The organism is Cryobacterium sp. TMT4-31 (assembly GCF_004403385.1).
In the GTDB taxonomy this organism is placed as follows: Bacteria; Actinomycetota; Actinomycetes; order Actinomycetales; family Microbacteriaceae; genus Cryobacterium; species Cryobacterium zongtaii.
The window spans coordinates 36,291-61,307 of record NZ_SOGI01000066.1; the positions used below are offsets into that span (position 1 = coordinate 36,291).

The 25,017-nt window shown below is 69.7% G+C and carries 22 protein-coding genes and 1 tRNA gene; 2 read left to right on the forward strand and 21 right to left on the reverse strand.

The features are described from left to right. Positions 1 to 11: 11 nt before the first annotated feature. From ilvA to E3T19_RS15885, 6 genes are read right to left on the reverse strand one after another with little or no spacing between them, the layout of a single operon-like run. On the reverse strand, positions 12 to 1,283 hold the full coding sequence (ilvA, locus tag E3T19_RS15860; RefSeq protein ID WP_088456705.1) for a threonine ammonia-lyase: 1,272 nt from the start codon (positions 1,281 to 1,283) through the stop codon (positions 12 to 14). After that, on the reverse strand, positions 1,280 to 2,569 hold the full coding sequence (locus E3T19_RS15865; protein WP_241980306.1) for an AI-2E family transporter: 1,290 nt from the start codon (positions 2,567 to 2,569) through the stop codon (positions 1,280 to 1,282). Before E3T19_RS15865 ends, ilvA begins: the two co-directional genes overlap by 4 nt. Beyond that, complete coding sequence (locus E3T19_RS15870; protein ID WP_088456706.1) at positions 2,566 to 3,696, reverse strand: ABC transporter ATP-binding protein; 1,131 nt, start codon at positions 3,694 to 3,696, stop codon at positions 2,566 to 2,568. The genes E3T19_RS15865 and E3T19_RS15870 overlap by 4 nt, the downstream gene beginning before the upstream one ends. After that, a complete protein-coding gene (locus tag E3T19_RS15875) occupies positions 3,693 to 4,568 on the reverse strand; it encodes an ABC transporter permease (protein WP_088456707.1) in 876 nt (291 codons plus the stop codon). Before E3T19_RS15875 ends, E3T19_RS15870 begins: the two co-directional genes overlap by 4 nt. Beyond that, complete coding sequence (locus tag E3T19_RS15880) at positions 4,565 to 5,407, reverse strand: ABC transporter permease subunit (protein WP_088456708.1); 843 nt, start codon at positions 5,405 to 5,407, stop codon at positions 4,565 to 4,567. Before E3T19_RS15880 ends, E3T19_RS15875 begins: the two co-directional genes overlap by 4 nt. A 7-nt stretch (positions 5,408 to 5,414) precedes the next feature. After that, on the reverse strand, positions 5,415 to 6,554 hold the full coding sequence (locus E3T19_RS15885) for an ABC transporter substrate-binding protein (protein ID WP_134409326.1): 1,140 nt from the start codon (positions 6,552 to 6,554) through the stop codon (positions 5,415 to 5,417). A 141-nt stretch (positions 6,555 to 6,695) separates the two neighbouring features. Between E3T19_RS15885 and E3T19_RS15890 the strand changes: the two genes are divergently transcribed. Then, complete coding sequence (locus tag E3T19_RS15890; RefSeq protein ID WP_088456710.1) at positions 6,696 to 7,898, forward strand: winged helix-turn-helix domain-containing protein; 1,203 nt, start codon at positions 6,696 to 6,698, stop codon at positions 7,896 to 7,898. An 18-nt stretch (positions 7,899 to 7,916) separates the two neighbouring features. Here E3T19_RS15890 and E3T19_RS15895 read toward each other — a convergent pair whose 3' ends face one another. The 6 genes from E3T19_RS15895 to E3T19_RS15920 form a co-directional block, all read right to left on the reverse strand. Next, a complete protein-coding gene (locus E3T19_RS15895; RefSeq protein WP_088456711.1) occupies positions 7,917 to 8,801 on the reverse strand; it encodes a M48 family metalloprotease in 885 nt (294 codons plus the stop codon). Between the two features lie 36 nt (positions 8,802 to 8,837). Further along, on the reverse strand, positions 8,838 to 9,404 hold the full coding sequence (locus E3T19_RS15900) for a LemA family protein (RefSeq protein ID WP_088456712.1): 567 nt from the start codon (positions 9,402 to 9,404) through the stop codon (positions 8,838 to 8,840). 182 nt (positions 9,405 to 9,586) lie between these two features. Further along, positions 9,587 to 11,041, reverse strand: coding sequence for a glycoside hydrolase family 1 protein (locus E3T19_RS15905; RefSeq protein ID WP_134409327.1), 1,455 nt, complete (start codon positions 11,039 to 11,041; stop codon positions 9,587 to 9,589). Next, positions 11,038 to 12,348 carry a D-arabinono-1,4-lactone oxidase gene (locus E3T19_RS15910; protein ID WP_088456714.1) on the reverse strand — a complete coding sequence of 437 codons (1,311 nt, stop codon included), beginning with the start codon at positions 12,346 to 12,348 and terminating at the stop codon, positions 11,038 to 11,040. The genes E3T19_RS15905 and E3T19_RS15910 overlap by 4 nt, the downstream gene beginning before the upstream one ends. Continuing rightward, positions 12,345 to 13,589, reverse strand: coding sequence for an alanine racemase (locus E3T19_RS15915; RefSeq protein ID WP_088456715.1), 1,245 nt, complete (start codon positions 13,587 to 13,589; stop codon positions 12,345 to 12,347). Before E3T19_RS15915 ends, E3T19_RS15910 begins: the two co-directional genes overlap by 4 nt. Next, on the reverse strand, positions 13,586 to 14,206 hold the full coding sequence (locus E3T19_RS15920; RefSeq protein ID WP_166788904.1) for a TetR/AcrR family transcriptional regulator: 621 nt from the start codon (positions 14,204 to 14,206) through the stop codon (positions 13,586 to 13,588). Before E3T19_RS15920 ends, E3T19_RS15915 begins: the two co-directional genes overlap by 4 nt. A 221-nt stretch (positions 14,207 to 14,427) precedes the next feature. Here E3T19_RS15920 and E3T19_RS19575 point away from each other — a divergent pair, with 221 nt between their 5' ends. Continuing rightward, complete coding sequence (locus E3T19_RS19575) at positions 14,428 to 16,617, forward strand: Ig-like domain-containing protein (RefSeq protein ID WP_134409329.1); 2,190 nt, start codon at positions 14,428 to 14,430, stop codon at positions 16,615 to 16,617. Between the two features lie 23 nt (positions 16,618 to 16,640). On the opposite strand, the gene E3T19_RS15930 is transcribed toward E3T19_RS19575, so the two are convergent. From E3T19_RS15930 to E3T19_RS15970, 9 genes are all read right to left on the reverse strand, one after another. Then, positions 16,641 to 16,717 (reverse strand) — tRNA-Leu (locus E3T19_RS15930). A gap of 64 nt (positions 16,718 to 16,781) precedes the next feature. Then, entirely contained in the window at positions 16,782 to 18,236 is a 1,455-nt protein-coding gene (locus E3T19_RS15935) for an NAD(P)/FAD-dependent oxidoreductase (protein WP_103429767.1), read from the reverse strand. A gap of 39 nt (positions 18,237 to 18,275) precedes the next feature. Next, positions 18,276 to 19,601, reverse strand: a complete 1,326-nt coding sequence (locus E3T19_RS15940) for a S8 family serine peptidase (RefSeq protein WP_370028145.1) — start codon at positions 19,599 to 19,601, stop codon at positions 18,276 to 18,278. Next, positions 19,550 to 20,086 (reverse strand): DUF501 domain-containing protein, encoded by a 537-nt coding sequence (locus tag E3T19_RS15945; protein ID WP_088456719.1) that lies wholly within the window; start codon positions 20,084 to 20,086, stop codon positions 19,550 to 19,552. Before E3T19_RS15945 ends, E3T19_RS15940 begins: the two co-directional genes overlap by 52 nt. Further along, positions 20,083 to 20,715, reverse strand: a complete 633-nt coding sequence (locus E3T19_RS15950; protein ID WP_134409330.1) for a septum formation initiator family protein — start codon at positions 20,713 to 20,715, stop codon at positions 20,083 to 20,085. The genes E3T19_RS15945 and E3T19_RS15950 overlap by 4 nt, the downstream gene beginning before the upstream one ends. A gap of 240 nt (positions 20,716 to 20,955) precedes the next feature. Then, positions 20,956 to 22,236: a phosphopyruvate hydratase gene (gene eno, locus E3T19_RS15955; RefSeq protein ID WP_088456721.1), complete on the reverse strand. Its 1,281-nt coding sequence runs from the start codon at positions 22,234 to 22,236 to the stop codon at positions 20,956 to 20,958. Between the two features lie 176 nt (positions 22,237 to 22,412). Beyond that, positions 22,413 to 23,666 (reverse strand): histidine--tRNA ligase, encoded by a 1,254-nt coding sequence (gene hisS / locus E3T19_RS15960; RefSeq protein ID WP_103461583.1) that lies wholly within the window; start codon positions 23,664 to 23,666, stop codon positions 22,413 to 22,415. A gap of 43 nt (positions 23,667 to 23,709) precedes the next feature. Beyond that, positions 23,710 to 24,243 (reverse strand): ferritin, encoded by a 534-nt coding sequence (locus tag E3T19_RS15965; RefSeq protein ID WP_088456723.1) that lies wholly within the window; start codon positions 24,241 to 24,243, stop codon positions 23,710 to 23,712. A 32-nt stretch (positions 24,244 to 24,275) separates the two neighbouring features. Beyond that, the gene (locus tag E3T19_RS15970; RefSeq protein ID WP_134409331.1) at positions 24,276 to 25,013 is read right to left on the reverse strand and encodes a MazG family protein; all 738 of its coding nucleotides are present in this window, start codon (positions 25,011 to 25,013) and stop codon (positions 24,276 to 24,278) included. Positions 25,014 to 25,017: the final 4 nt, after the last annotated feature.

Consider the following 25,017-nt stretch of genomic DNA (forward strand, 5'->3'; position numbering starts at 1 on the left):
GTGTGCCCGGTCTAGTCGGTGCGGGGATCGTACCCGGCGGCGCGCAGGGTGTCGACGACGTGTTGGCGGTGTTCGGGGCCGCGGGTCTCGACGCTGATGTCCAGCTCGACCTCGCTGATCTGCAGGCCGGCGCCGTGGCGGGTGTGCAGGACCTCGATGACGTTGGCGTGCGCCTCGGCGAGCAGCTCGGAGATCCGGGCGAGCTGGCCGGGACGGTCGGGCAGCATGATCCGCAGCTTGAGGTACCGGCCGGATGCCGCCAAGCCGTGGCTGATCACGCGCTGCATGAGCAACGGGTCGATGTTGCCGCCCGAGAGCACCGCAACGGTGCGGCCGGTGTTCGTGATCTTGCCGGCCAGGATGGCGGCGACCGAGACGGCTCCGGCCGGCTCGACGACGAGCTTGGCCCGCTCGAGGAGCACCAGGATCGCCCTGGCCATGTCGTCCTCGCTGACGGTGACGATCTCGTCGACGGCGTCGCGGATGATGGCGAAGTTCAGCAGGCCCGGCTTGGCCACGGCGATGCCGTCGGCCATGGTCGGGGTGATGTCGATGGCGAGGGCCTCCCCCGCGGCGATGGACGGCGGGTACGCTGCAGCGTTCTCCGACTGCACCCCGATGACCCGGATCCGACGGTTGTGCCGTGCCGAGTACTGCTTGAGCACACTGGCCATGCCGGAGGTGAGCCCGCCGCCGCCGATCGGCACGATCACGGTCTCGAGGTCGGGCATCTGGTCGAGGACCTCGAGGCCAAGGGTGCCGGCGCCGGCCACCACATCCGGGTGGTCGAACGGGGGAATCAGGACCGCGCCGGTCTCGCGGGCGTACTCGGCGGCGGCCAGGAGCGGCTCCGCGACCGTGTGCCCGCGCAGGATCACCTGGGCGCCGTAGTCGCGAGTGGCCTGCAGCTTGGGCAGCGCGACGCCGACGGGCATGAAGATGGTCGCCTCGATGCCGAGCTCCCTGGCGGCGAACGCCACCCCCTGGGCGTGGTTGCCGGCGGAGGCGGCGACGACGCCGCGAGCCTTCTCCTCGTCGGTGAGCTTGGACAGCCGGTGGTACGCGCCGCGGATCTTGTACGATCCGGTGCGCTGCAGGTTCTCGCACTTGAGGAAGACCGGTGCACCGAGGATCGCCGAGAGGTAGCGGGAGCTTTCCATCGGCGTGACATCGGCCACCCGCGACACCACGGTGCGGGCGGTCTCGAAGTCGTCGAGGGTGGGGCCGGCCAAGGTTGTGTCGGCACGGGCTGCGCCGGCGAGAACTGCGGGGGTGTCTGTCATGGACGGGTCTCTCTTACTCTGCTCTCGGTGACGGCGACTGTGCGCTGCGGCCGGAAGCCCGGCCGCTGCGGAATCGTCTGCCACAGAATGGAGCCGGGTGCAGCGCCGGCCGGCGGCACTCCCCCGCGCCAGGCACCGCTATGGATGTAGCTGATCATAACGTTCAGCACGGCAGCGACGGGAACCGCGAACAGGGCGCCGGGGATGCCGGCCAGCAGCGCACCGGCCGCCACGACCAGCACCACGCCGAGCGGATGCACCTTGACGGCGGTGCCCATGATCAACGGCTGCAGCACATGGCCTTCGATCTGCTGTACGAGCAGCACCACCCCGAGCATCAGCAGGGCCACGAACCAGTCGTTGAAGATCAGCGCTATCAGCACGGCCACGGCGCCCGTGGCCACGGCGCCGACGATCGGGACGAACGAGCCCAGGAACACCAGCACGCCGATCGGGATGGCCATCGGCACGCCCAGGATCGCGGCTCCGGCGCCGATGCCGATCGCGTCGATCGTGGCGACCAGGATCTGCACCCTGGCGAAGTTGCCCAGGGTCGTCCAGCCGGCCGCGCCGGCTCCGGCGACGGCAGGTCGCGCCCGGCGGGGGAAGATCCGGACGATCCAGTTCCAGATGCCCTTACCGTCGATGAGGATGAACAGCAGACTGAACAGGGTGAGGAGCGCACCCGTGGCCAGGTGCCCCAGCGACGACCCCAGCGACAGGGCGCCGCTGATGAAGATCTGGCTGTCGGCCTGGAGGGCGTCGACGGCCTGGCTGAGATAGCCATTGATCTCGGCGTTGCTCAGCTGCAACGGCGACGCCGCCAGGACCTCCTTGAGGTTCGCGTACGACGCCGCGAACCGGGCGCTCAGCCCCACCGAGCCGGCGGCGATCTGCGTGACGGCCAGCGTCACGAGACCGGCGATCACCGCGAGGGTGCCGACCAGAGCCGCCGCGACGGCGAGCCCCTTGGGCCAGTGATGCCGGGTGAGGAAGCCGACCAGCGGTACGAGCAGGGCGGACACCAGCACCGCCACGAGCAGCGGGATCACGATGAAGCGCAGCTGCACGATGAGGTACAGCAGCACGGCGATCACGGCGGCGATCACGAGAAGACGCCACGCCCACGCGCCGGCCAGGCGGATGCCCGCCGGGATGTTCTCGTCCACGCCGTTGGTCTCCGGCTGCACCGGCGTGAGGACCGCCGTGATATGCGCGGTCGAGGGGGTCGTTCGGAGTTTACGCCGGCGGCCGAACCAGCCGGGACTTCCCGTGGGTGTGCTCACCGAACCAGTCTAGGACGGCGTGGGAGCGCGGCGGCGAGGTCCTGCACAGCTTCCACCGGGACGGGTGCGCCGGCAAAGCGCACCAGCACGCTCTCGCCCACCTGATGGCGGTCGCGGACGTCGTGTTGCACCACGACGGTGCCGCCCTGCTCGAGTTGCACGCTGGTGCGGCGCAACGAGCCGAGGAAGCTGGAGACCAGCACGGTGCCCGCCAGGCTCATGCCTGCCGGAGCGTCGCCTGGCGTCCCGGCCGTGACCAGCGTCAGGTCCTCTGGACGCACGAAGACCCGCACCGGCCCATCCGCGTGGGACGGGTCCAGCAGCGGCAGGACCACCCCGTGCACCTCGGCGAAGCCGTGCCGCACCGCTCCGGGCAGCCGGTTGCTCAGCCCCACGAAATCCGCGATGAACGGCGTCGCCGGCCTGGTGTAGAGCTCCTCCGGCGTGCCCACCTGCTCGATCCGGCCGTCCCGCATCACCGCGACCCTGTCGGCGACGGCGAGGGCCTCGTCCTGGTCGTGCGTCACGAAGAGGGTGGTGATGCCCAGTTCGGTCTGGATGCGCCGGATCTCATCGCGCAGCTGCACCCGCACCTTGGCGTCCAGCGCCGAGAGCGGTTCGTCGAGCAGCAGCACCCGGGGCCGGGTGACCAGCGCCCTGGCCAGGGCCACCCGCTGCTGCTGGCCGCCGGAGAGTTCGTGCGCGAACCGGCCGTAGTGGGCGTCCAGGCCGACCAGGGCCAGGGCCGCCGCCGCCCGTTCGCGGCGCTCCGCGGCCGGCACCCGGCGCATTCGCAGTCCGAATTCGACGTTCTCGCCGGCGCTCAGGTGCGGGAACAGCGAGTAGGACTGGAACACCATGCCCATGTCGCGGCGGCTGGTCGGCAGCCCGGAGACGTCGTCGCCGTTGATCAGGATGCGTCCGTCGTCGCAGCTCTCCAGGCCAGCCAGCACCCGCAGCGCCGTGGTCTTGCCGCTGCCGCTGGGGCCGAGCAGGGCCACGAGTTCGCCGGGCTGCAGGGTGAGGTCGAACTCGGTCAGCGCAAGGTGGCTGCCGTAGCGCTTGGCCACGCCGGCGAACTCGACGACAGTCTTCTGCTGAACTGTGGGCGTTTGGATGTGACTCATGACTGGTCTCCGCCGGAGGTCGGGGTGGTCGGGGTGAGGGTGGTCGGGGTGCGGGCCGGCCGGCGACGTTCGGTGCCGAGCCGGCCGATGGCCAGCAACAGCAGGAACGCCGCGAACAGTGCAAGCAGCGAGAGGATCACGGCGCTGTACGGGTCGTTCTTGCTGACCACCACGAGCGCGGTCTGCAGGTTGACCCGGCTCAGTAGCGACGCGATGGTGAACTCGCCCAGCACCACGGCCACGGCGATGAACGCGCCGGCCAGGATGCCGCGGCGGAGGTTCGGGACGAGCACCCGCACCAGCACACTGGCCCAGCCGGCACCGAGGGTGCGCGCCGCCTCGCTGAGCGTGCGCACGTCCACACCGTCGAGGTTGGCCTGGATCGCCCGGTAGGCGAACGGCAGCACGGTGATGCCGTACGCGAATGCCAGCGTCCAGACGCCGCTGCCCGCGAACCGGGCCAGCACGCTGAACACCGGGGCCAGGCCCACCACGAGCACGATCGCGGGGATGGAGATGGGCAGGATGCACACGATCTCCAGCGTGCGGCGCAGCCGGGGGAACCGGATGTGCACGAGCAGCATCGTCGGCACCAGCAGCACCAGCACGATCATGACGGTGCCGACGGCCAGACCCACCGAGTTGCCGAGGGCGACCAGAACCGGGGCGTACTCGCCGGTCAGCCCGTTCTGGAACAGCTCGATCCAGCGCTGGAAGTCGTAGCCGCCGACCAGGCCGCGCCGCAGGGTGAACTCGATCATCGCGAGGATCGGCACCGCGAAGACCAGGCCGACCCCGCCGAGGATCAGCAGCCTGGTGAGCCGACCGGGCGCGTGCGCGACGCCGCGCACCGACCGGAGACCCGCCGTCATCGCTGCCACCTCGCGGCGCGGGACGCCAGCTTGGAGTAGCCGATCATCACGACGGTCATCACCAGGATCATGCCCAGCGCCAGCGCACCGGCGAGGTTCTCCCGGCCGAGCATGGTCTCGCTGGTCAGCGCCGACCGGATCTGCAGCGGCACGATCTGCGCGCCCTGGCTGGTGAGGGTGGCGGCGGTGGCGTACGAGGAGAACGCGTTGGCGAACAGGAGCAGCAGGCCGCCCAGGAACGACGGCGCCAGCACCGGCAGGCCGATGCGCAGCCAGTAGGTGCGCGTGCTGCCGCCGAGGGTGGCGTTGGCTTCCGCCCAGGTCGACTTGAGCGACGCGAGCGCCGGCATGAAGGTGATGATCATCAGGGGCACTTGAAAGTAGATGTACGGCAGCACCAGGCCGGGCAGTTCGTAGAGCCAGACCCCGTCGGCGAAGATGTCGATGCCCAGACGCTCCTGCAGCAGCAGGGTGACCATGCCCTGGATACCGATGGTCGCGGTGAACGCGAAGGCGAGCATGGCGCCGCCGAACTGGGCGATGACGCTGCTGAGGGAATCGACGGTGGAGCGCAACGCCCCGTCCGGGCGGGCGCCGAGCAGGGCGTAACAGACCAGGGCGCCCACGACGGCGCCGATGATCGCGGTCAGCGCCGACAACCAGATCGAGCTGCCGAAGGCGGCCAGCACCACGGGGTCGCCGAGCGCGGCGACGGTGTCGAGGGTGAAGCCGCCGTCGTTGCCGATGAAGCCGGTGCCGACGGCGATCAGGGTCGGCAGGGCCAGGAAGAGCAGCACATAGACCGCGAACGGCAGCAGCCCGAAGGCTGCTGCCGGCACACGGAACCTACTGGACAGCCGCGGCCCACTTTTCGCCGAGCAGCGTTGCCGCGGCTTCGCTCTGCGCGGCGGTCGGGACCACTGTGGTGTCCGGCACGGCGGGCAGGGCGTCGAACAGGTCGGCGTCGATGGTGCCTTCCGACGCCATGGCGTCGGCGCGCGCCGGGCGGGCGCCTCCTTCGAGCCAGAGGTTCTGCGCTTCGTCGCTGTAGAGGAATTCCTGCCAGAGGCGCGCGGCGGCCGGGTGCGGCGCATCCACGTTGATCGCCTGGTTGTAGTAGCCGGCGTAGCCGGTGCCGGGGAAGACCACGACCTCCCAGTTGCGCTCACCCTCCAGCTGGGCGCCGTAGCCGACGTTGAGGTAGTCCCAGTCGAAGACGACGGGGGTCTCGCCCGAGGCGATGGTGGCGGGGGTCGGGTCGACCTTCACGAAGTTGCCGGCGGCGTTGAGATCACTGAAGAAGTCGATGCCGGCCTGGAAGTCGTCCACCGACCCGTCGTTCTGGACGGCGGCCATGCCGACGGCGGCGAAAGCCGCTCCGGCCTGGGTCGGGTCGCCGTTGATGGCGACCTTGCCCTTGTAGTCGGCGCCGAGCAGGTCGGCCAACGACTCGGGTGCGGGAACGGCGTCGGGGTCGTAGCCCACGGCCATGTATCCGCCGTAGTCACCGACGTACAGGCCGCTCTCTTCCTTCAGCGCGTCGGGGATGTCGGACCAGGTGGCCACCTGGTAGGGGGCGAACTGGTCGGTGTTGGCCAGGGCAACGGCCAGGCCCAGGTCGAAGACATCGGGGGCGGTGTCCTGGCCGGCCAGGTTCTCGGCGGCCTGGATTTCCTCGGCGCTGGAGCCGTCAGGGGCGGCCTCGGTGATGGTGATCTCGGGGTACTTCTCGGCGAAGAGGTCCAGAACAGCGCCGTAATTGGCCCAGTCCCGCGGGAGGGCGATGACGTTCAGGGCGCCCTCCTCGATGGCGGCGGCCTCGAGGCCGGCCAGGTCGCCGAAGGCGGAGATGCTGGTGGCGGTGGCCGCGTCGACGGAACCGTCGGTGCCGGTCGCCTCGGCGGTGCCGCTCGCGCAGCCCGTAAGGGTGAGAGCGACGATGGCTGTCGCGGCGAGGGAAGCGGCCAGGGTGCGGGTGGTAAGCAAGGGTCCTCCGTATGAGAGAGCAGGGTGATGGCCGGCTGTACCGGTCGCTTCGAGACTAGAAGCGGCGGGTTGCGCAGGCACACCGCAGGGTTGAACGCGGCGTGAACGTCGGATGTCGCCGGCCGCCGGTAGGGTCGAGGCGTGCTCCAGACGATCTCGCCCGCCCTCGCCCGCCGTGTCGCCCTCGCCGCGCAGGGCTTCGGCCGCCCGGCCGCGCCCACTCCAGGCATCCGCCAGCTCGGCGCCCTCGTGGAGCGGCTCGGATTGCTGCAGATCGACTCGGTGAACGTCTTCGAACGCAGCCACTACGTGCCGGCCTTCAGCCGTCTCGGCCCCTACGACAAGGCCCAGCTCGACAGGTTGAGCACCGGCGCCAAGCCGCGGCTCACCGAGTACTGGGTGCACGAGGCGTCGCTGATCCCGGTGGATGACTGGCCGCTGTTCCGCTGGCGGATGCAGGCATACAGGGACAAGGCCGCCGCCGACGACACCCACTGGTCGCAGGAGAACGCCCCCATGCTGGCCTGGCTGCGGGCCGAGCTGGCCGCCAACGGCCCCATGCGCGCCAGCGCGATCGAGCACGACGCCAACAAACGCAGCGGCCCCTGGTGGGGCTGGTCGGATGTGAAGATCGGCCTGGAGACGCTGTTCCGCTGGGGCGACGTGGTCAGCGGCGGCCGCCAACGGTTCGAGAGGGTCTACGCGTTGCCCGAGCAGGTCTTCCCGACCGCGCTGCTCGACCGCGAGGTACCGGCCGCCGACGCGCACCGTGCGCTCATCTCGCAGGCGGCCCGGGCCCACGGCATCGGCACTGTGAAAGACCTGGCCGACTACTTCCGGTTGCGCACCGAGCCCGCCCGCGCCGCCATCGCCGAGCTCGAGGATGCGGGTGAGCTGATTCCGGTCGAGGTTCCCGGTTGGGGCCGGGGCGGGGCCGCCGGCGCCGCCTGGTTGCACCGGGACGCCCGGCTGCCCCGCCGGCTGGACGCCGCGGCGGTACTCAGCCCGTTCGACCCTGTGGTCTGGGAACGGGCGCGGGCGCTACGACTGTTCGGCTTCCACTACCGCATCGAGATCTACACCCCCCAGGAGAAACGGCAGTTCGGCTACTACGTGCTGCCGGTGCTGCTCGGCGACACCATCGTGGGCCGTGTCGACCTCAAGAACGACAGGCAGGCCGGGGTGCTGAGGGTGCAGGCCAGCTGGGCCGAGCCCACCGCGCCCGCCGACACCGCCGCACGCCTGGCCGAGGTTCTGCGGAGCACCGCGGCCTGGCAGGGTCTGTCCGACATCGAGGTGGTCCCCCGCGGCAACCTCGCGGCCGCTCTCGCCGCGGAGTTCTAGCGCCAGAGATCTAGCGCTTTAGAAGGTGCTGCCCATCGCGTGCAGTCGCTCGATGCGCTCGGTAAGCGGCGGGTGGGTGGCGAAGAGCTTGTCCATCACACCGGGTTTGAGCGGGTCGGCGATCCACAGGTGCGCCATTGAGGTGTTCTGCTTGCGCATCGGGCGGCCGTACTCGCCCAGCTTGGCCAGGGCGCTGGCCAAGGCATCCGGCTGACGGGTGGTCAGCGCGCCGGTGGCATCCGCGAGGTACTCGCGCTGCCGCGACACGGCCAGTTGCACGACCGAGGCGATCAGCGGGGCCACGATCATGGCGACCAGGCCGAACACCAGCACGATCGGGTTGCCGTTGTTGTTGTTGCCGCGGCCGAAGAACGCCATTCGCAGGAAGATGTCGGAGATGAAACCGACGGCCACGACCAGGCCGAAAACGATCATCGAGACGCGGATGTCGTAGTTGCGCACGTGCCCGATCTCGTGGGCCATGACGCCCTCCAGTTCGGCGTCGTCCATGATGTCGAGCAGACCGGTGGTGGCGGCCACGATGGCGTGTTTGGGGTCCCGGCCGGTGGCGAAGGCGTTGGGCGCCGGGTCGTTGATGATGTACACCTCGGGCATCGGCGTGCCCGTGGTGATGGACAGGTTCTCCACGATGCGCCAGAGCCGGGGGTGATCGGTGACGCTGTTCACCCGGATGCCCCCGCTCATGGCGATCGACTGCCGACCGGCTGCGAAGTACTGGATCAGCGCGTAACCGCCGGCGATCACCAGGGTGAGGATGAGCACGCCGGGACCCTGTACGCCGTAGGCAAGACCGGCGAGCCAGCCGAGCCCGGAGATGATCACCACGAACAGCACAATGATGACGACGGTGTTGCGCTTGTTACGCGCGATCGCGCTGTACATGGGTCCTCTTCGGGGCTGCGGTTACAGGTGTGGCGGCTAGAACTGCACGCGAGGCGGTTCGGCGATGGCCGCGGCGTCGCTGACCTCGAAGAACTCGCGCTGGCTGAAGCCGAGGTTCTTCGCGAACAGGTGGTTCGGGAAGACCTGGATCTTGGTGTTCAGCTCGCGCACGCCACCGTTGTAGAACCGGCGGGAGGCCTGGATCTTGTCTTCGGTGTCGACCAGCTCGCCCTGCAACTGCAGGTAGTTCTGGCTGGCCTGCAGCTGCGGGTACGCCTCGGCGACGGCGAAGATGCTCTTCAGGGCCGTCTGCATGTGGTTCTCGGCCGCGGCGGCGTCCACCGGGCCCTGCGCGGAGAGAGTCTCGGCGCGCGCCTTGGTCACGTTCTCGAAAACCGACTTCTCGTGAGCCGCGTAGCCCTTGACGGTTTCGATCAGATTGGGGATGAGGTCGGCACGGCGCTTGAGCTGCACAGTGATATCGCTCCACGCTTCATCCACCCGCACCTTGAGGGTGATGAGCGAGTTGTAGGTCGCCCACAGGTAGATACCCGCGATCGCAACGAGTGCGACGACGATGAGGACCGGGATGAGCCATTCCATGGCAGCGTCTCCTTGCGATTTGACCTGGGCGATACGTGTTCGAGCCCCATCATAACGAAGCCCGCTGGGGCTCCCATGTGCTTCCCATCACACTCCAAGGAATCATCCCGCCCGGGTCCGCTAAGTGTGAGAAAAGCACCCATCCGGGCCGGTTTTTGGGGCTTATCTCACACCTCGCGAACCTATCTTGCGCTGAGGACTTCCTGGAGCCAGCGGTAGGAGAGTTTGGGGGTGCGCTTGCGGGCGGGGTCGGTGAAGTCCACGTGGACCAGGCCGAAGCGTTGGGTGTAGCCGGCCGCCCATTCGAAGCCGTCCAGCAGCGACCAGACCAGATAGCCGCGAAGGTCAACCCCCTCGGCCGGTCCGCCGGGCGCGACGGCGTCCACGGCCGCGACGAGGTGCTCGGCCAGGTAGTCGATGCGGGCCAGGTCGGTCACCGCGCCACGGACATCCGCTGTGTCGGGATAGCTCGCGCCGCCCGCGGTGAGGTAGACCGGCGGCAGGGCCTCGCCGTAGCGGTCCTGCAATTCGGCCAGCAGCACCGGCAGGTACTCGGGTGCGTTCGGCCAGCCGAACCCGGTGACCGGATGCTCGCGGAACGAGGTCAGGTGGAACGGCAACCGGCTGCTCATCGGGCGTTCCTCTGCGGGACGGTCCTCGGGCGCGCGTACCGGTTTGGCCGCTCCGGCCGCAACCCGGCTGGGCTGGAAGTACTCGACGCCGTAGAAGTCCAGCGGCTGGTGGATCGTGCGCAGGTCGTCGGGTTCGATCTCGTGCAGGTAGCGCAGCTCGTTCTCGAACACCCCGACGGGGTCCGGATAGCGGCCGAGCAGCACCGGATCGGCGAAGAGCCGGTTGTGCAGCAGGTCGTAGAGGGCCGCGGCGTCACGGTCGGCTTCCCGGTCGGTGGCGCTCTGCACCGGCGAGTGCACATTGGCGAGGCCGATCCCGCCGCGCACGTCGGCGGCGCGCAGCCCCTGCACGGCGAGGCCGTGACCGAGCAGCTGGTGGTGGCCGGCCGGTAACGCGTCGAACAAGAGGGCCTGGCCCGGGGCGTGCACGCCGATCATGTAGCCGTTGAACATCACCGTCGCCGGGTCGGCGATGGTGACCCACCGGTCGATGCGGTCGCCGAAGACCGCACCCATCTCGTGGGCGTAATCGCCGAATCTCATCGCGGTGTCACGGTTCAGCCAGCCGCCACGGAGCGCAGCGGGGGTGTCCCAGTGCGACAGGGTTGCCATCGGGCTGATGCCGTTGCCGAGCAGCTGATCGAGCAGCCTGTCGTAGAACGCCAGACCCGACCGGTTCAGCGTCCCACGACCGTCGGGTTGCAGGCGCGGCCAGGCGAAGGAGAACCGATAGCTGTCTGCGCCCAACTCCCGCAGCAGGGTGACGTCCTCGGTCAGCTTGCCGATGTGGTCGGCGGCGACCGACGCGTTCTGGCCGTCCAGGATGCGGCCGGGCTCGCGGGTGAAGGCATCCCAATGGGATTCGCCGCGGCCGCCGTCACGCGCGCCGCCCTCGATCTGGAAGGCCGAGGTGGCCGTGCCGATCTGAAAACCGGTGGGGAGCCGATCGCCCAGTTCGGCGGCCCGGTGCTGCCAGGCGCGGGACGCCGGGGTGTTGCTGCTCATGGCCCAAGAACTCTTTCCAGGTAACGGTTGGTGAATCGACGCTCCGGGTCGAGCCGGTCCCGCACGGCGAGGAAGTCGTCGAAGCGCGGGTAGACCTGGCGGAGCGTGTCCGCGTCCAGGTTGTGCATCTTCCCCCAGTGTGGGCGACCGTCGTGCGCGCGCATAATCGCCTCGACGTCGGCGAAGTACTTCTGCGGGTTCTCGCGGAAGTACCTGTGCACGGCGATGTAGCCGGTGTCTCGGCCGTAGCCGGTGGAGAGCCAGACATCGTCGGCCGCGCTCGAGCGTACTTCGAGGGGGAAGGAGATGCGCCAGCCGCGCTTCTGGATGAGGGCGCGCACCTCGCGGAGCGCGTCCGGCACCGCCTGGCGCGGCAGCGCGTACTCCATCTCGTGGAATCGCACGGTGCGGTTCGTGACGTAAACCCGATGCGAGTGGTCGGTGACGTCGCGGCGGCCGGTGAGCCGTTCCACGAGGCGGTTGACCCTGGGCACCAGCGGCGGCAGGACCACTCCCGCCGCGCAGGTGGCGCGGAACACCGCGTTGCCGAGCAGTTCGTCGTCGACCCAGCGGTTCAGCCGGCCCAGCGGGTCCCGGCCGGTGCGCGGCGGCAGCCGGGTGTTGGTCTTGGTGAGGGCGGTCTCGGTGTGCGGGAACCAGTAGAACTCGAAGTGGTCGGCCGAGGTGCTGCGCTCGAGGTAGCCGTCCAGAACGACCTCGAACGGCTCCGGTGCGTCGACGGCGTGCAGGAGAAAAGCCGGCACGCACTGGATGGTGAGGTCCACGAGGATACCCAGGGCGCCGAGCCCCAGTCGCACCGCGGGTAGCAGCTCGGGATTCTCGGTCTCGGTGACGCGCAGCACCGAACCGTCGCCGGTGACCAGCGTCACGGCGACGATCTGGGCGGCGAGGCCGGCAAAGGCGCCGCCGGTGCCGTGCGTGCCGGTCGAGGTGGCTCCGGCGATGGTCTGCCTGTCGATGTCGCCCATATTCTCCAGAGCGAGCCCGTAGGGGGCCAGCAGCGCGGGCAGCTGGTGCAGGCGGGTGCCGGCGGCGATGGTCACCCTGGCCGTGGCCTCGTCGACGTCGATCAACCCGCCCCAGGCCAGGTCCAGTTGCACGCCGGGCGAAACCGCGATGCCCGAGAAACTGTGTCCGGAACCGACGGCCTTGATCCTGACGCCCGATTTCACAGCGGCGAGCACGGCGCGTTGCGTGGCGGCCGCGCTGGTCGGCCGCTCCACCCTGACCGGCACGACGGACTCGCTGCGTGCCCAGTTCTGCCAGCGGGCGCCGCTGGCCGTCACAGGAAGGCCTTGCCTTCGCCTCGGTAGGTCGGCAGCATGTCGACCACGATACCGTCCTCGACCAGCGCGAATTCGTTGAGATGTTCGCTGAGTTCGCCGGACTTGGTGTGCCGCATCCAGACACGCTCGCCGACCCGCAGTGCGGCGGCGGCAGACCCGGTGACCGGTGACTGCACCTCCCCCGCCATCTCGCGCGGCACCAGGCTCAGACCCTCCGGCCAGACCAGGCGCGGTGAGCGATCCGCCCCCGGCGGACCGGAGGCGATCCAGCCGCCGCCGAGCAAGGCCGCCGTCTGCGCGGTGGGCTTCCGCACAACCGACAGGGCGAATGCGGCGGCCGGTGCCGGCCGGAAGCCCGAGTAGCTGTCGAACAGGTGGCCGCCGAAAAAACCGCTCCCGGCCGCGATATCGGTCACCGAAGTGTCGGCGTGGGTGCTCTCCAGCGAGCCGGTGCCGCCGCCGTTGACGAATTCCAGGTCGGCGACCTGCCGCACCGCGGCGACCGCCGCGGCGCGCCGGGCCGTGATGTCGACGATCGACCGATTGCGCACCCACCGGTTCAGCCCGCCCTGCACGGGGTGGCCAGGGGGTCTGTCGCCGAGACCGGCGATCTGCGCCTCATACGCCATCAGCCCGACCAGCTCGAAGCCGGGCCTGGAGACGATGGCCAGGGCCAGGGCCCTGGCGTGCTCCGGCGTGTGCACGGGCGAGCGCCACACCCCCAGGTGGCCGAGCACCGGCGCGTTCCAGGACGCGTCCAGTTCGAGGCAGACCCGGATGCGTTCACGCTGCGACGGCGCGAGCACGGCGTCGACGATGTCGAGGTGGTCGATCGAGTCCACCATCAGGGTCACTCGGGCGGCCAGGTCGGCCGAGCGGGCCAGCGTGTGAAGCGCCGCCCTGTCGACGCTGGGGTAGCCGACCACGATATCGTCGTGGGTCTGGGCGAGCCAGAGGGCCTCGGCCAGGGTGAAGGCGAGAATGCCGCGGTAGCCGGGCAGGGCGAGCACGGCGTCGAGCACGCCGCGTACCCGCAGTGACTTGCTGGCCACCCGGATCGGGGTGCCCTGGGCGCGGCCGAGCATGTCGTGGGTGTTGTGCCGCAGGGCCCCGAGGTGCAGCGCCCCCACGGGGGTGTCCAGGCCCCGGGTGGCCTCGGTCAGGTCCGGCCAGTACTGCTGCGGGTCGAGCCAGGGCGTGGCAGCCGGACCGGTCGGCCGCGGTGAGAGGTCGAGGCTCATGCGGGCCGGCCCAGCGCGGCGACGGAGTCCGCGGCGAAATCGAGCAGGGTGGCGGTGGCGGTGTCATCCCGATCCACCAGCCAGGCGATGGTGAGGCCGTCGGTGAGGGAGACGAGAAGGCGGGCCACCTCGCCGACGGGATGCTGCCAGACCGAGCCGCTTCGCCGGGCCGCGGTGTCCAGCGCCTCGGCCGCGAGGGCGTGGTAGCGCTCGTACTGGGCCACGGCGAGGTGGTGCAACCCCGGGGACCTGAGGGCGTACTGGGTGAGTTCGAGCATGGCCTTCTCTCTCAGGGGGTCGCGGCTCATGTGATCGGCGTAGCGTTGCAGTCCGTCGCGCAGGATCTGCCGCAGCGACTGGATGTCGTCCTGTCCCTGCGATTCCGTGCTGGACGGCTCAGGTAGCACGGCGGTGGCTTCCTCAGCCACGACGTGCCTGATGAGTTCGACCATCAGCTCGTCGCGGCTCTGGAAGGCGTAGTGGAAGCTTGCCAGCGACATCCCGGCCTCGGCCACGATAGCCCGAGTGGTGGCCTGGGCCACGCCCCGGTCGGCGACGACCCGTAACGCGGCACGCACCAGGGCGCTGCGCCGGTCCGCGGCGGGAATGCGTGTCACCTGGTCACCTTGTCCTGCGTCGTTAACGTCGAATAGTGGGGCAGTTGACCCAGTGCACATTATGGCGCAGGATCTCCTCGGTCGGGCGCGCCACATTGACATTCCTGGCCATGGCCCATGGAATGGTCTGAGGGAGTCCATTGCAGAGGTCACGCCGTTTCAGCGCGCACGGGTCGAACACACGAACCGGTCGGGGTCTTCGGCGACCCACACGCACGCGGGTGGCCTCGTTCGGGATCCTGCTCGCGGCTCTGGTCGGCACCGTGCTGATCGGCCCGCTCGCCGGTGCGGTCCAACCGGCCATGGCCGTCACGACCGAGACGGCGCCTGCCACCGCGACCGAACCGGCACCCGCCGAAACCACGACTCCCGACGCCTCGCTGGCGCCGTCGGAGCCAGACTCGCCGTCAGAGTCACCAGCGGAGACGCCGTCCGAGTCGCCGGCTCCGCCCGCCCCCGCCGCGCCCACCATCGACAGCCCCGGCGCCAACGCCTTCGTGGCCGGGAGCGTCACCGTCTCCGGCACCCGTGACCCCACACACGACATTCAGCTGCTCTCCCCCACCGGCGGTGCTCCGCTGTGCACCGTCGCCGCCGACGGGTCGTCCACCTGGCAGTGCCCCGGAGTGGTCCTGCCCAGCGGACCCGCCGTCGACCTGCGGGCGGAGGTGCCCGGGGACTCCGCCCTCGCGGCGGTCCACACCGTGCGGGTGCTGCAGGCCCCGACGATCACGGGCGGCTCGACCGGCCATTCCTCTTCGAGCGGGATGGTGCGCGGCACCGGCTATCCCGGCGCCACCGTCACCGCCACTCTCGCCGCGGGAGCGAGCTGTTCGTTCACCGTCGACACCTCCGGGGTGTGGGCCTGCCTGCTGGAGGGCGCAGTGTCGAGCGGGGCGCAGCAAATCACCGCCTCACAGCAGACCTCGTTCAGCGCCCCGGAGTCGTCGCCGGCAAGCGATCCGATCAGCCTGACCTTCGACGTCGACGCCCCGGCCGCGCCCGTCGTGACGAGTCCCGCCGCCGACGCCACGCTGACCTCCGCCGCCGGGCCGTTCTCCGGGCGGGGCGAGAACGGGGCCACCGTCACGGTCTTCGCCGGCGCCTACTCGGTCTGCAGCGCCGTCGTGTCCGGTGGCACCTGGTCGTGCACAGGGTCCGGCATTGCGAACGGCTCGTACGACCTGCGCGCCGTGCAGCAGGATGCCGCCGGCAATGTGAGCCCCGGCAGCTCGGCGATCCGGGTGACCTTCGGTGCCGCGACCGCGGCGCCCGCACCGGCACCGACACCGACCGCCGCCCCGCCCGTCGTGCCTGCCCCGACGGCGACCGCACTGGCGACCCCCACGGCCACACCGGGCAGCGGTTCGCCCAGCCCGCTGCCCGCCGCCCCCAACGACGGCGACGCCGCCGCACCGCCCGAGCTGACCGTGCCAGGAGGCGGCTGGAACGACCCCACCCAGTTCAGCACCGCGGTGATCCCGCCCTGGACCGTGGCGCAATTCCCTTGGCTGCAGGCGGCGATGCTCACGCTGGGAGCCCTGCTGCTGCTCGTGATTCCGGCCCGGCTGCTGGCCGGCACCATCACCCGGGCGCGAGACGGCCGGCCGCTCCTTCGCGGCCACCAGCTCGCCGGCCGCAACCGCGCCGGTGAGGAATTCGAGGTCGCCCCCACCCTGCAGGTCAACCGCTGGGTGGCCTACGGCGGCACCGTCGTCGCCGCCGCCGTGTTCGTCCTGTTGTCTGGCCCGGTGTCCGCGACGCCGGCCTATCTCCGGCTGCTGCTGGCCGTGGTTCTCGCCCTCGTGGTGGTGAACGCCGTGGCCGCCCTGGTGCCGCAGTGGTGGGGGTCCAGGGCGCTGCACATCGAGGTGACCACGACGATCCTGCCGCGGTACCTCGCGGTCGTCGCCGTCACCGCGCTCGCCTCCAGACTGTTCGAGCTCCAGCCCGCCCTGCTCTTCGGCCTGCTGGGCAGCGTCGTCGTGGGCGCGGGGCCCGGCCTGGCCCAACGGGGCCAGTTGGCCGCCATCCGGGCCGGCAGCCTGTTCGCCCTGGGACTGGCGTCGCTGCTGGTCGTCGGCACCCTACCGGCGGCCGACGGTTTCCTCAGCACCCTGGCCGCTGAGGTCGCGAACACCGTCGTGCTGGCCTCGATCGGCTCGGCCGTGCTCGTGCTCATTCCGATCGGGAATACGAGTGGACGCAGCATCCTGGCCTGGTCGCCGCCGATCTGGGCCGCCCTGACGGTGCCGGCCTTCCTCACCCTGTTCACGCTGCTCTCGCCCATGCTTCCGCGTTGGACGGGCACCGGCACCGCGATGCTGCTCTGGGTGGTGGCGACAGGCTTCGCCGTGGTCAGCGTGGCCGCCTGGGCGTGGCAGCGCTTCGTACTGCCGGGCCGACGCTGAGGCGCGCCGCGCCGGGTGATTCCTGGTGCCCCCGCTGGGATTCGAACCCAGACTGTGACGATTTTAAGTCGCCTGCCTCTGCCGGTTGGGCTACGGGGGCACGCCCGGACTAGCCGGGCATCACGAGTGGATGCCGCACCGGAGTGCGGCATCCACCGGTGACTCTACGGTGCTGCGATGGTCTCCGTGCCGGACTCGGCAGCGGCGACCTCGACGACGGGCTTCTTGACCGGGGCCTTGCGCGGTGCACGCGGGGCCTTGACCGCGGCCGGGGCGACGACCGCGGGTGCGGCTGCCGGCGGCTTCGGACGGGACGCGAACTCCTGGAACACGGCGCGAGGCGTCTGCACGGCCTCGAGCGACACGATGTCGCGGCCCAGGAAGACGTTCAGGACCCAACCTCCGACGACGCGGATCTTGCGCTCCCAGCTCGGCATGGCCAGGCCGTGGTAGCCGCGGTGGGCGATCCAGGCCGGGAAACCCTTGAGGGCGAATTTGCCGGACTGGAATGCTCCGACGCCCACACCGAGACCGGCGACGGCTCCGAGGTTCTTGTGGTTGTAGTCCGCGGGGCCCTCACCGCGGAGGACCGCGACGATGTTCTTGGCCATGAGCTTGCCCTGGCGCACGGCGTGCTGGGCGTTCGGCACGCAGAAGCCGCCGACGCCGCCGCCGGAGAGGTCGGGAACCGCGGTGATGTCACCGGCGGCCCAGGCGTCGACGACGATCTCGTCCTCGGTGCCGACACGCAGGTCGGCGCGCACACGCAGTCGGCCGCGCTCTTCGACCGGGAGGTCGGTGTTGCGCACGATGCCGGGGTTCGCCATGACGCCGGCGGTCCAGACGATCAGGTCGGTCTCGAAGGACTCCCCGGTGGAGAGCTCGATCTTGCCGTCGACGGCGGAGGTGAGCTGGGTGTTCAGGTGCACCTCTGCACCACGCTCGGCGAGGTTCTTGATGACCCACAGCGCGGTGGTTTCGCTCACCTCCGGCATGATGCGACCCATTGCCTCGATGAGGTGGAAGTGCGTGTCCTCGAAGGCGATCTGCGGGTACTTGGTGAGCAGCGAGCTGGCGAAGGAGCGCAGCTCGGCGAACACCTCGATGCCGGCGAAGCCGCCACCGATGACCACGAAGGTCAGCAGGCGGTCGCGCTCGGGGCCGGCGGGCAGCTGGGCTGCCTTGTCGAAGTTGGTGAGGACGGTGTCGCGGATCGCGACGGCTTCCTCGATGGTCTTCAGGCCGATGGCCTGGTCCGCGACCCCGGGGATCGGGAAGGTGCGCGACACGGCGCCGGCGGTGACCACGATGATGTCGTAGTCGAAGACCCACGGTTCGCCGACCGGCGGCGTGATGGTGGCCTTCTTTTCCGCGTGGTTCACGTTGGTGACCTTGGCGGTGAGCACATTGGTCTTCTTGAGGTGGCGACGGTGGGCCACGACCGAGTGACGCGGATCGATGGATCCGGCGGCCACCTCGGGGAGGAACGGCTGGTAGGTCATGTACGGCAGCGGATCGACCATGGTGACCTCGGCCTCGCCGGGACGCAACCACTTCTCAAGCTTCCAGGCGGTATAAAAACCCGCGTAGCCGCCACCGACGATGAGAATTTTGGGCACGATTAGAAGGCCTCCTACAGGGATTGGATACGCGAAAGTTTAGAGATGAGAACGAATTCGCTTGAAATGCCGCGTGGCCCCAATGCCGAACAGCGTTACTAGGATAGCAAAACCCACCAGGACGGCGAGCGGCACGCTGACATAGGTGAGGGTGAGTGGGCTGGGCAGCCAGCCGGCGGCGCTGTTCTGCTCCGGCAGGGGCGGGTCGGCATCCGGGACAACGGGCACCGGAGTTCCCGGTGTGGTGGGCGTCATCGGCGCGGCGTCGGCACGGCGGTGCAGGGTGATCCACTCCTGCAGGAGCTCGGCGGGCGTGGCGGAGGTGGACTTCGGCACGTACGCGGAGACCGCGGCGGCGGCGTCGATCAGGCCGTTGCCGTAGATCGGGCTCGGCACCGTGTGCCCGTTCGGGTTCGCGGTCTCGATGATCCGGTTCATCACCTCGGTGGCATCCAGCTTCGGGTAGGCCGAGCGCACCAGGGCCACCAGCCCGGAGACTATCGGCGCGGCCGCGCTGGTGCCGTTCCATTCCATGTAGCCGCCGCCGGGCGCGACACCGACGAGCTTCTCGCTGGGCGCGGCGACGGCGATGGTGATGCCCTGCGAGGAGGCGTCGAAGCTGGCCTCCTTGGACTGGTCGACACCGGCGACGGTGAGTACGCCGGGAATGGTGGCGGGGGCGCCGACCTCGGTCGTTCCGCTGCCCCTGTTGCCGGCCGCAGCGACAACCACGACGTCGTTTTCGAACGCGTACATGAACGCGTCATCCCAACTGGTCGGCCAGTCCAGGGTGTTGCGGGTGAGTGACATGTTGATCACGTCGGCGCCGTTGTCGACGGCCCACCGGATGCCCGCGGCGATCTGGTCGTCATTGCTGAGCACGGCGTCACTGGTGCCGAACGCCACCGAGACGGCGAGGATGGACGCCTCTGGCGCCACGCCGATCAGGCCGCCGCCCGTTGGCGTGCCACGGCCGGCGAGGAGGGATGCCACCAGGGTGCCGTGTTCGTTCTCGGCGCCGACCGGGGTCTGGCCGTTCGACGAGCCGACACCGGAGACGTCGGTGCCGCCGACGACGGCGCCGTTGAGCTCGGTGATGCTGCCGTCGACACCGGTGTCGATGACGGCGACGGTGACGCCGGCTCCCTTGGTGGTGGTCCAGGCTTGGCTGAAGCCGTAGTCATTCAGCCAGTATTCGAGGTCGCGTACCTGGTCGGCGCGGGCGACGGAGGTGTCGCCGACGACGCCCACGACCGCGACGGCTGCCGCGAGGGTGATCGCGACGCCGGTGAGGATGCGGCGCGCGGCGCCGGTCACGCGTCGGCCGGCGGGACCGCCGGCGGAGCGTAGTCCAGGCACTCGCACACCTGGGGCGACCAGGCGGCCCGCAGCAGGGCCAGGTCGCCGATCGGGTTGACGCCGGGACCGGCCGCCAGGGCGTGCGCGGCCAGGGCGTGCAGGCACTTGACCCGCACCGGCATCCCGCCGGAGGAGACGCCGGCGAGCTCGGGGACCACGCCGATCATCTCGCGATCGGCCAGGAAGCTTTCGTGCGCGGCGCGGTAGTGGGCGCGCAGGTCCTCGTCGTCGGCGAGCATCTGGTTGTACTCGTTCATCACCTGGGTGGCTTCCAGGAACGACAGCGCGGCCGTGGCGGCGGGGTGCGATAGGTAGTACAGGGTGGGGAACGGGGTGCCGTCCTCCAGCCGCGGCGCCGTGGCCACGACGGTGGGCGCGCCGCAGGTGCAGCGGGCGGCGATGCCGATCACGTTGCGGGCGGGGCGGCCGAGCTGCGCGGAGACCGTGGCGATGTCGGCCTCGGAGGCGGGGTCGAAGGGCGGTCGGGTCATTGTGCTGCCTCCTGGGGGGCCAGTGCGGATGTCATCACCGATCGGAAGACGGAGTCGACCCAGTCGACTTCGGTGTCCTGGATGGCGGTACTGATGGGTGCGGTGTCGGCGGCGTCCTCGACGCTGGCTCCGCTGTCGTTGATCACGAGAAAACTGATGTCACCGGGCAGCACGTAGGAGAGCCGGTCCCGCGCCTGGGTGGTCACGAAGGTGCGGTCGTTCCACCGTTCCCGCTCCGCCTTGAGGTCGTCGACCGAGTCCTGTTGCGCTGCGACGGTGTCGCTGAGCTGGTCGATTTGTTTGCGCTGTTCGGCGTAGGTGCGCACACTGGGCGCGAGCACGACGACAGCGAGCACCAGAAGACCCATCATCACGAAGGAGAATCCGCTCAATCGCAGGCCACGGAGCCAGCTGCGCACCGCGGTCTCGTCGGTGGCGAGTTTGACCGCCCTCTGCTCTGTTCGGCGGGGCTCGGTCCGGCGGGGCTCGGTTCCGCGGGACTCGGTTCCGCGGGACTCGGTTCCGCGGGACTCGGTACCGCGGGACTCGGTACCGCGGGACTCGGTACCGCGGGACTCGGTACTGTGCGGCTTCGCCCGGCGCGGTTTGGGCAGGCGCGGTGGGGTCATGCCAGAACCGGTGAAGGTCACGGTGACTCCCGTCGGGTGCTCGGTGGGTGATGCTCGCCGGGGCACACAGAAATGCCCCGGTTCTAGAGTGCCAGATCTTTCGGCCCGCACCGTTCGCCACGGCCCGCGAACCCGGATCCTGTGCAAACCCGCAGCCTGGCGGTGGCGCACGCCCCAAAAAAAAGCTCCCCGCCCCGGACGATGTCCGATGAGCGGGGAGCCCGGGTGGTTCAGAGGGGATTAGCCCTTGAAACGCGGGAACGCGGAACGGCCGGCGTAGACCGCGGCCTCGCCGAGTTCTTCTTCGATGCGCAGGAGCTGGTTGTACTTGGCAACGCGCTCGCTGCGGGCCGGGGCGCCGGTCTTGATCTGGCCGGCATCCGTGGCGACCGCGAGGTCGGCGATGAAGGTGTCTTCGGTCTCACCGGAGCGGTGCGAGATGACGGTCGTGTAGCCGGCGCGCTGGGCGAGGGCGACGGCGTCCATCGTCTCGGTCAGGGTGCCGATCTGGTTGACCTTGATGAGGATGGAGTTCGCTGCCTTGATCTCGAGGCCCTTGGCCAGGCGGATCGGGTTGGTGACGAACAGGTCGTCTCCGACGATCTGAACCTTGTCGCCGAGCTGAGCGGTGAGGTGGACGTAGCCTTCCCAGTCCTCTTCCTCGAGCGGGTCTTCGATGGAGACGAGCGGGTACGCCTCGAGGAGTTCGGCGTAGTAAGCGACGATCTCGGTGGAGGTCAATTCCTTGCCCTCGAAGTGGTAGACGCCGTCCTTGAAGAACTCGGTGGCTGCGCAGTCGAGCGCCAGGCCGATGTCGGTGCCGGGCGTGTAGCCGGCCAGCGTGATGGCTTCGACGATGAGGTCGAGCGCCGCACGGTTGCTGGGCAGGTTGGGGGCGAAGCCACCCTCGTCGCCGAGGCCGGTCGCCAGGCCCTTGCTCTTCAGCAGGCCCTTGAGGGCGTGGTAGACCTCAACGCCCCAGCGCAGGCCCTCGCTGAAGGTGGGGGCGCCGAGCGGGACAACCATGAATTCCTGGATGTCGACGTCGTTGTCGGCGTGCGAGCCACCGTTGATGATGTTCATCATGGGAACGGGCAGGGTGTGCGCGTTCGGGCCGCCGAGGTAGCGGAAGAGGGGCAGGTCGGCCGAGCTGGCGGCGGCCTTGGCGACGGCCAGGCTCACGCCGAGGATGGCGTTGGCGCCGACGCGCTCCTTGTTGACGGTGCCGTCGGTCTCGTTGAGGACCATGTCGATGATGCGCTGGTCGGCGGCGTCGAGGTCCTCGACGGCCGGGCCGAGCTCGTCGGTGACGGAGCCGACGGCCTTGAGCACGCCCTTGCCCAGGTAACGCTTCTTGTCACCGTCGTGCAGCTCGTAGGCCTCGAAGGCGCCGGTCGAGGCGCCTGAGGGTACGGCGGCACGGCTCAGCGTGCCGTCCTCGAGCAAAACCTCGACCTCGACGGTCGGGTTGCCCCGAGAGTCGAGGATTTCGCGTGCAACAACTGCGTCAATAAGAGCCACAACTATCTCCTGTGTCTGTCTGTGTATCGATTTTTGGATTCTAAGTCCGTGTGGATTTTGAGGAAGACGCCGCTGTGTTCCAGTCCGTAGAACAGTCTAGTGACCGGTTCGCCGGCCCGCTCAGGACTGAAGTCCCGTTCACCGCCGGAACATCAACCGTTCAGCCGGTGCTCGGTTCAGCCGGCCAGCGGCTTGAAGACCAGGTCGTCGGGCTCGACGGAGTCATCGGTCACGAACGCGAACCGGCCGTAACCCGCGGCACCGGCCCGTTCGAGCAGAGCCTTGAGGTTCTTGGTGCGCTTGTCCAGCCGCACCCGGAGGCCCTCTGCCACGAGGGCGGTCTTGAGCGCGACGAGGGCGGCCGGGTCGGCATCCTTCTCGTGAACGAGCAGGACGGCGGACTCGGTGTCGTCGTCGGAGCCGGCGAGCAGGTCGACGATGCGTTCGAACCCGATCGAGAAGCCGCAGGCGGGCACGTCGGTGCCGAGGAACCGGCCGATCATGCCGTCGTAACGGCCGCCGCCGCCCAGCGAGTAGCCCAGGTCGGGGTGCTTGATCTCGAAGATGGTTCCGGTGTAGTAGCCCATCCCGCGCACCAGGGTGGGGTCGAACTCGAGCGCGACTCCGGGCAGCGCGGCCCGCAGCGCGGACAGGTCGGCGTACGCGGCGGCGTCCAGCCAGGCCGGCGCATCCTGCGGGTCGGGCCAGCCGGCGTCGCTGAACCCGGCGAGGGTGTCGGCCAGGCCGGTGGTGTCGATTCCGAGGCCGCCGAGCTCGGTGACGACGCCGTCCACACCGATCTTGTCGAGCTTGTCGAGGGTGATCAGGGCGCGTTCGGTGAGGTTGCCGGCCACGCCCCAGGTGCTGAGCATGGCGGTGAGGATGCGGCGATCGTTGATGCGGATCGAGCAGCCGGTCAGGCCCAGGTTGTCCAGGGCTGCGACGGTGGCGGTGATCAGTTCGATCTCGGCAAGCGGGCCGGCCTCGCCGATGATGTCGATGTCGCACTGCACGAACTGGCGGTAGCGGCCCTTCTGCGGGCGTTCGGCGCGCCAGACCGGGGCGATCTGGATGGAGCGGAACACCGTGGGCAGCTCGGCGCGGTGGCTGGCGTAGAACCGGGCCAGCGGCACCGTGAGGTCGAAGCGCAGCCCCAGGTCGGCCAGGGAGAGCAGGTCGTCGGCCTCGGCGGCCGTCACGAGGTCGGCCGGGCCGATTCCGCGCTTGAGCACGGCGAAGCCGAGCTTCTCGTTGTCGCCGCCGAGGCCGGAGTGCAGCCTGATGGTGTCTTCCATCACGGGCGTTTCGATCTCGTCGAAACCGTGCGCGGCAAAGCTGGAGCGGATGATGCCCAGAGCCCTTTCGCGGGTGGCCTTGTCGGCCGGGAGGAAGTCGCGCATGCCGCGGGGAGGGGTCACTGCTGTTGCCATGCCCCAATTCTGTCAGGTCGCCCGGCCCGACCCCGCCGCGGCGTTAGATCGCGCCGCCGGCGGCTCCGGGCGCGTCGGCGTCGCCGCCGGCGTCACCGACCTGCTCGCGGGCGATGAAGTTCTCGATGTCGAACAGGTTGTCCTTGGCGCGCTTGGCGATGGTCAACAGGGTCGACATGGAGGCGACCTCCTCGACCTGTTCCTTGAGGAACCAGAGCATGGCCTGCTCGCCGAGGGCGTCGCCGTCGGTGCGGGCGGCTTTGAAGAGCGCCTCGATCTGAGCGGTGACCTGCTGTTCCTGCGCGAGGGCCAGCGCGATCGGTTCGACGATGTCAGCGAAACCGTTGATCACGGCGGGGATCCCGGGGATCACGACCTCCAGGCCCCGGTCGAGCCGGTACTGCACGAGCATCATCGCGTGGTTGCGCTCTTCTACGGACTGCCGGTAGAAGTGTGCGGCCAGCTGGGGCAAATCCTGGCTGTCGAACCAGGTGGCGATGGCGATGTATTGCTGGGACGCGGCGAACTCGTTGCCGATTTGCTGGGTGAGGAGCGCGTTGAAGGTCGTTTCGGTCATGCTGCGACGTTAGCGGGCCGCACCGCCTGGCGCTATGCGGTGGGGAACGCGATAACGCCGGCGTCGGCCGGGTCGCCGTCGGCCACGCCGAAGGACCCGTCGCCGCTCTCCTGCTCGGCCGCGCGGATCTCGTCCTGCAGGTCGCGGAGCGCGGTGCGCAGCGCCCGCTCGGAGTCCAGCCCCTGGGCCTTGGCCGCGGACACGATGGCGAGCAGGATCGGGCCCAGCTCGGCCTCGCTGTCGATGGGCAGCAGGGCGGGCGCATCCGTCTCGAGCAGGCCGATCTTCTGGGCCCGGCCGAGCACCTTGTCGGCCAGCGCCAGCGCCGGCATGCCCTGCGGTATGCCGTCGAGCACGCTGGTGCGGTGCGGCTTCTCGGCGGCCTTCACGTCATCCCAGCCGGCGATGACCTCGTCGGTGGTCTTCTGAGCGCCGCTCTCGGCGAAGACGTGCGGGTGCCGGCCGACCATCTTGCGAGTCATCCGGGCGGCCACCTCCTGGATGTCGAAGTCCTCCCCCGGTGTCTCGGCGGCGATGCTCGCGTGGAAGACCACCTGGTAGAGCACGTCACCGAGCTCCTCCAGCAGGTCGTCGCGGCTGCCGCTCTCGATCGCCTCGATCAGCTCGTGAGTCTCCTCGGTGAGGTACTGCACGAGCGACGCGTGGGTCTGCTCGGCGTCCCACGGGCAACCGCCCTGCGCACGCAGGCGGGCGACCGTGGCGACGAGCTCGTCGAAAGCGGATGGCGTGGGCTGGGCGTATTCGGTCACACTC

Coding starts and splice junctions, on each gene's coding strand:
- ilvA (WP_088456705.1), bottom strand. CDS start 1,283: ATGACAGACACCCCCGCAGTTCTCGCCGGCGCAGCCCGTGCCGACACA.
- E3T19_RS15915 (WP_088456715.1), bottom strand. CDS start 13,589: ATGAGCCTCGACCTCTCACCGCGGCCGACCGGTCCGGCTGCCACGCCC.
- E3T19_RS15965 (WP_088456723.1), bottom strand. CDS start 24,243: ATGACCGAAACGACCTTCAACGCGCTCCTCACCCAGCAAATCGGCAAC.
- hisS (WP_103461583.1), bottom strand. CDS start 23,666: ATGGCAACAGCAGTGACCCCTCCCCGCGGCATGCGCGACTTCCTCCCG.
- E3T19_RS15870 (WP_088456706.1), bottom strand. CDS start 3,696: ATGAGTCACATCCAAACGCCCACAGTTCAGCAGAAGACTGTCGTCGAG.
- E3T19_RS15950 (WP_134409330.1), bottom strand. CDS start 20,715: ATGACCCCACCGCGCCTGCCCAAACCGCGCCGGGCGAAGCCGCACAGT.
- E3T19_RS15900 (WP_088456712.1), bottom strand. CDS start 9,404: ATGGAATGGCTCATCCCGGTCCTCATCGTCGTCGCACTCGTTGCGATC.
- E3T19_RS15905 (WP_134409327.1), bottom strand. CDS start 11,041: ATGAGCAGCAACACCCCGGCGTCCCGCGCCTGGCAGCACCGGGCCGCC.
- E3T19_RS15945 (WP_088456719.1), bottom strand. CDS start 20,086: ATGACCCGACCGCCCTTCGACCCCGCCTCCGAGGCCGACATCGCCACG.
- E3T19_RS15895 (WP_088456711.1), bottom strand. CDS start 8,801: ATGTACAGCGCGATCGCGCGTAACAAGCGCAACACCGTCGTCATCATT.
- E3T19_RS15875 (WP_088456707.1), bottom strand. CDS start 4,568: ATGACGGCGGGTCTCCGGTCGGTGCGCGGCGTCGCGCACGCGCCCGGT.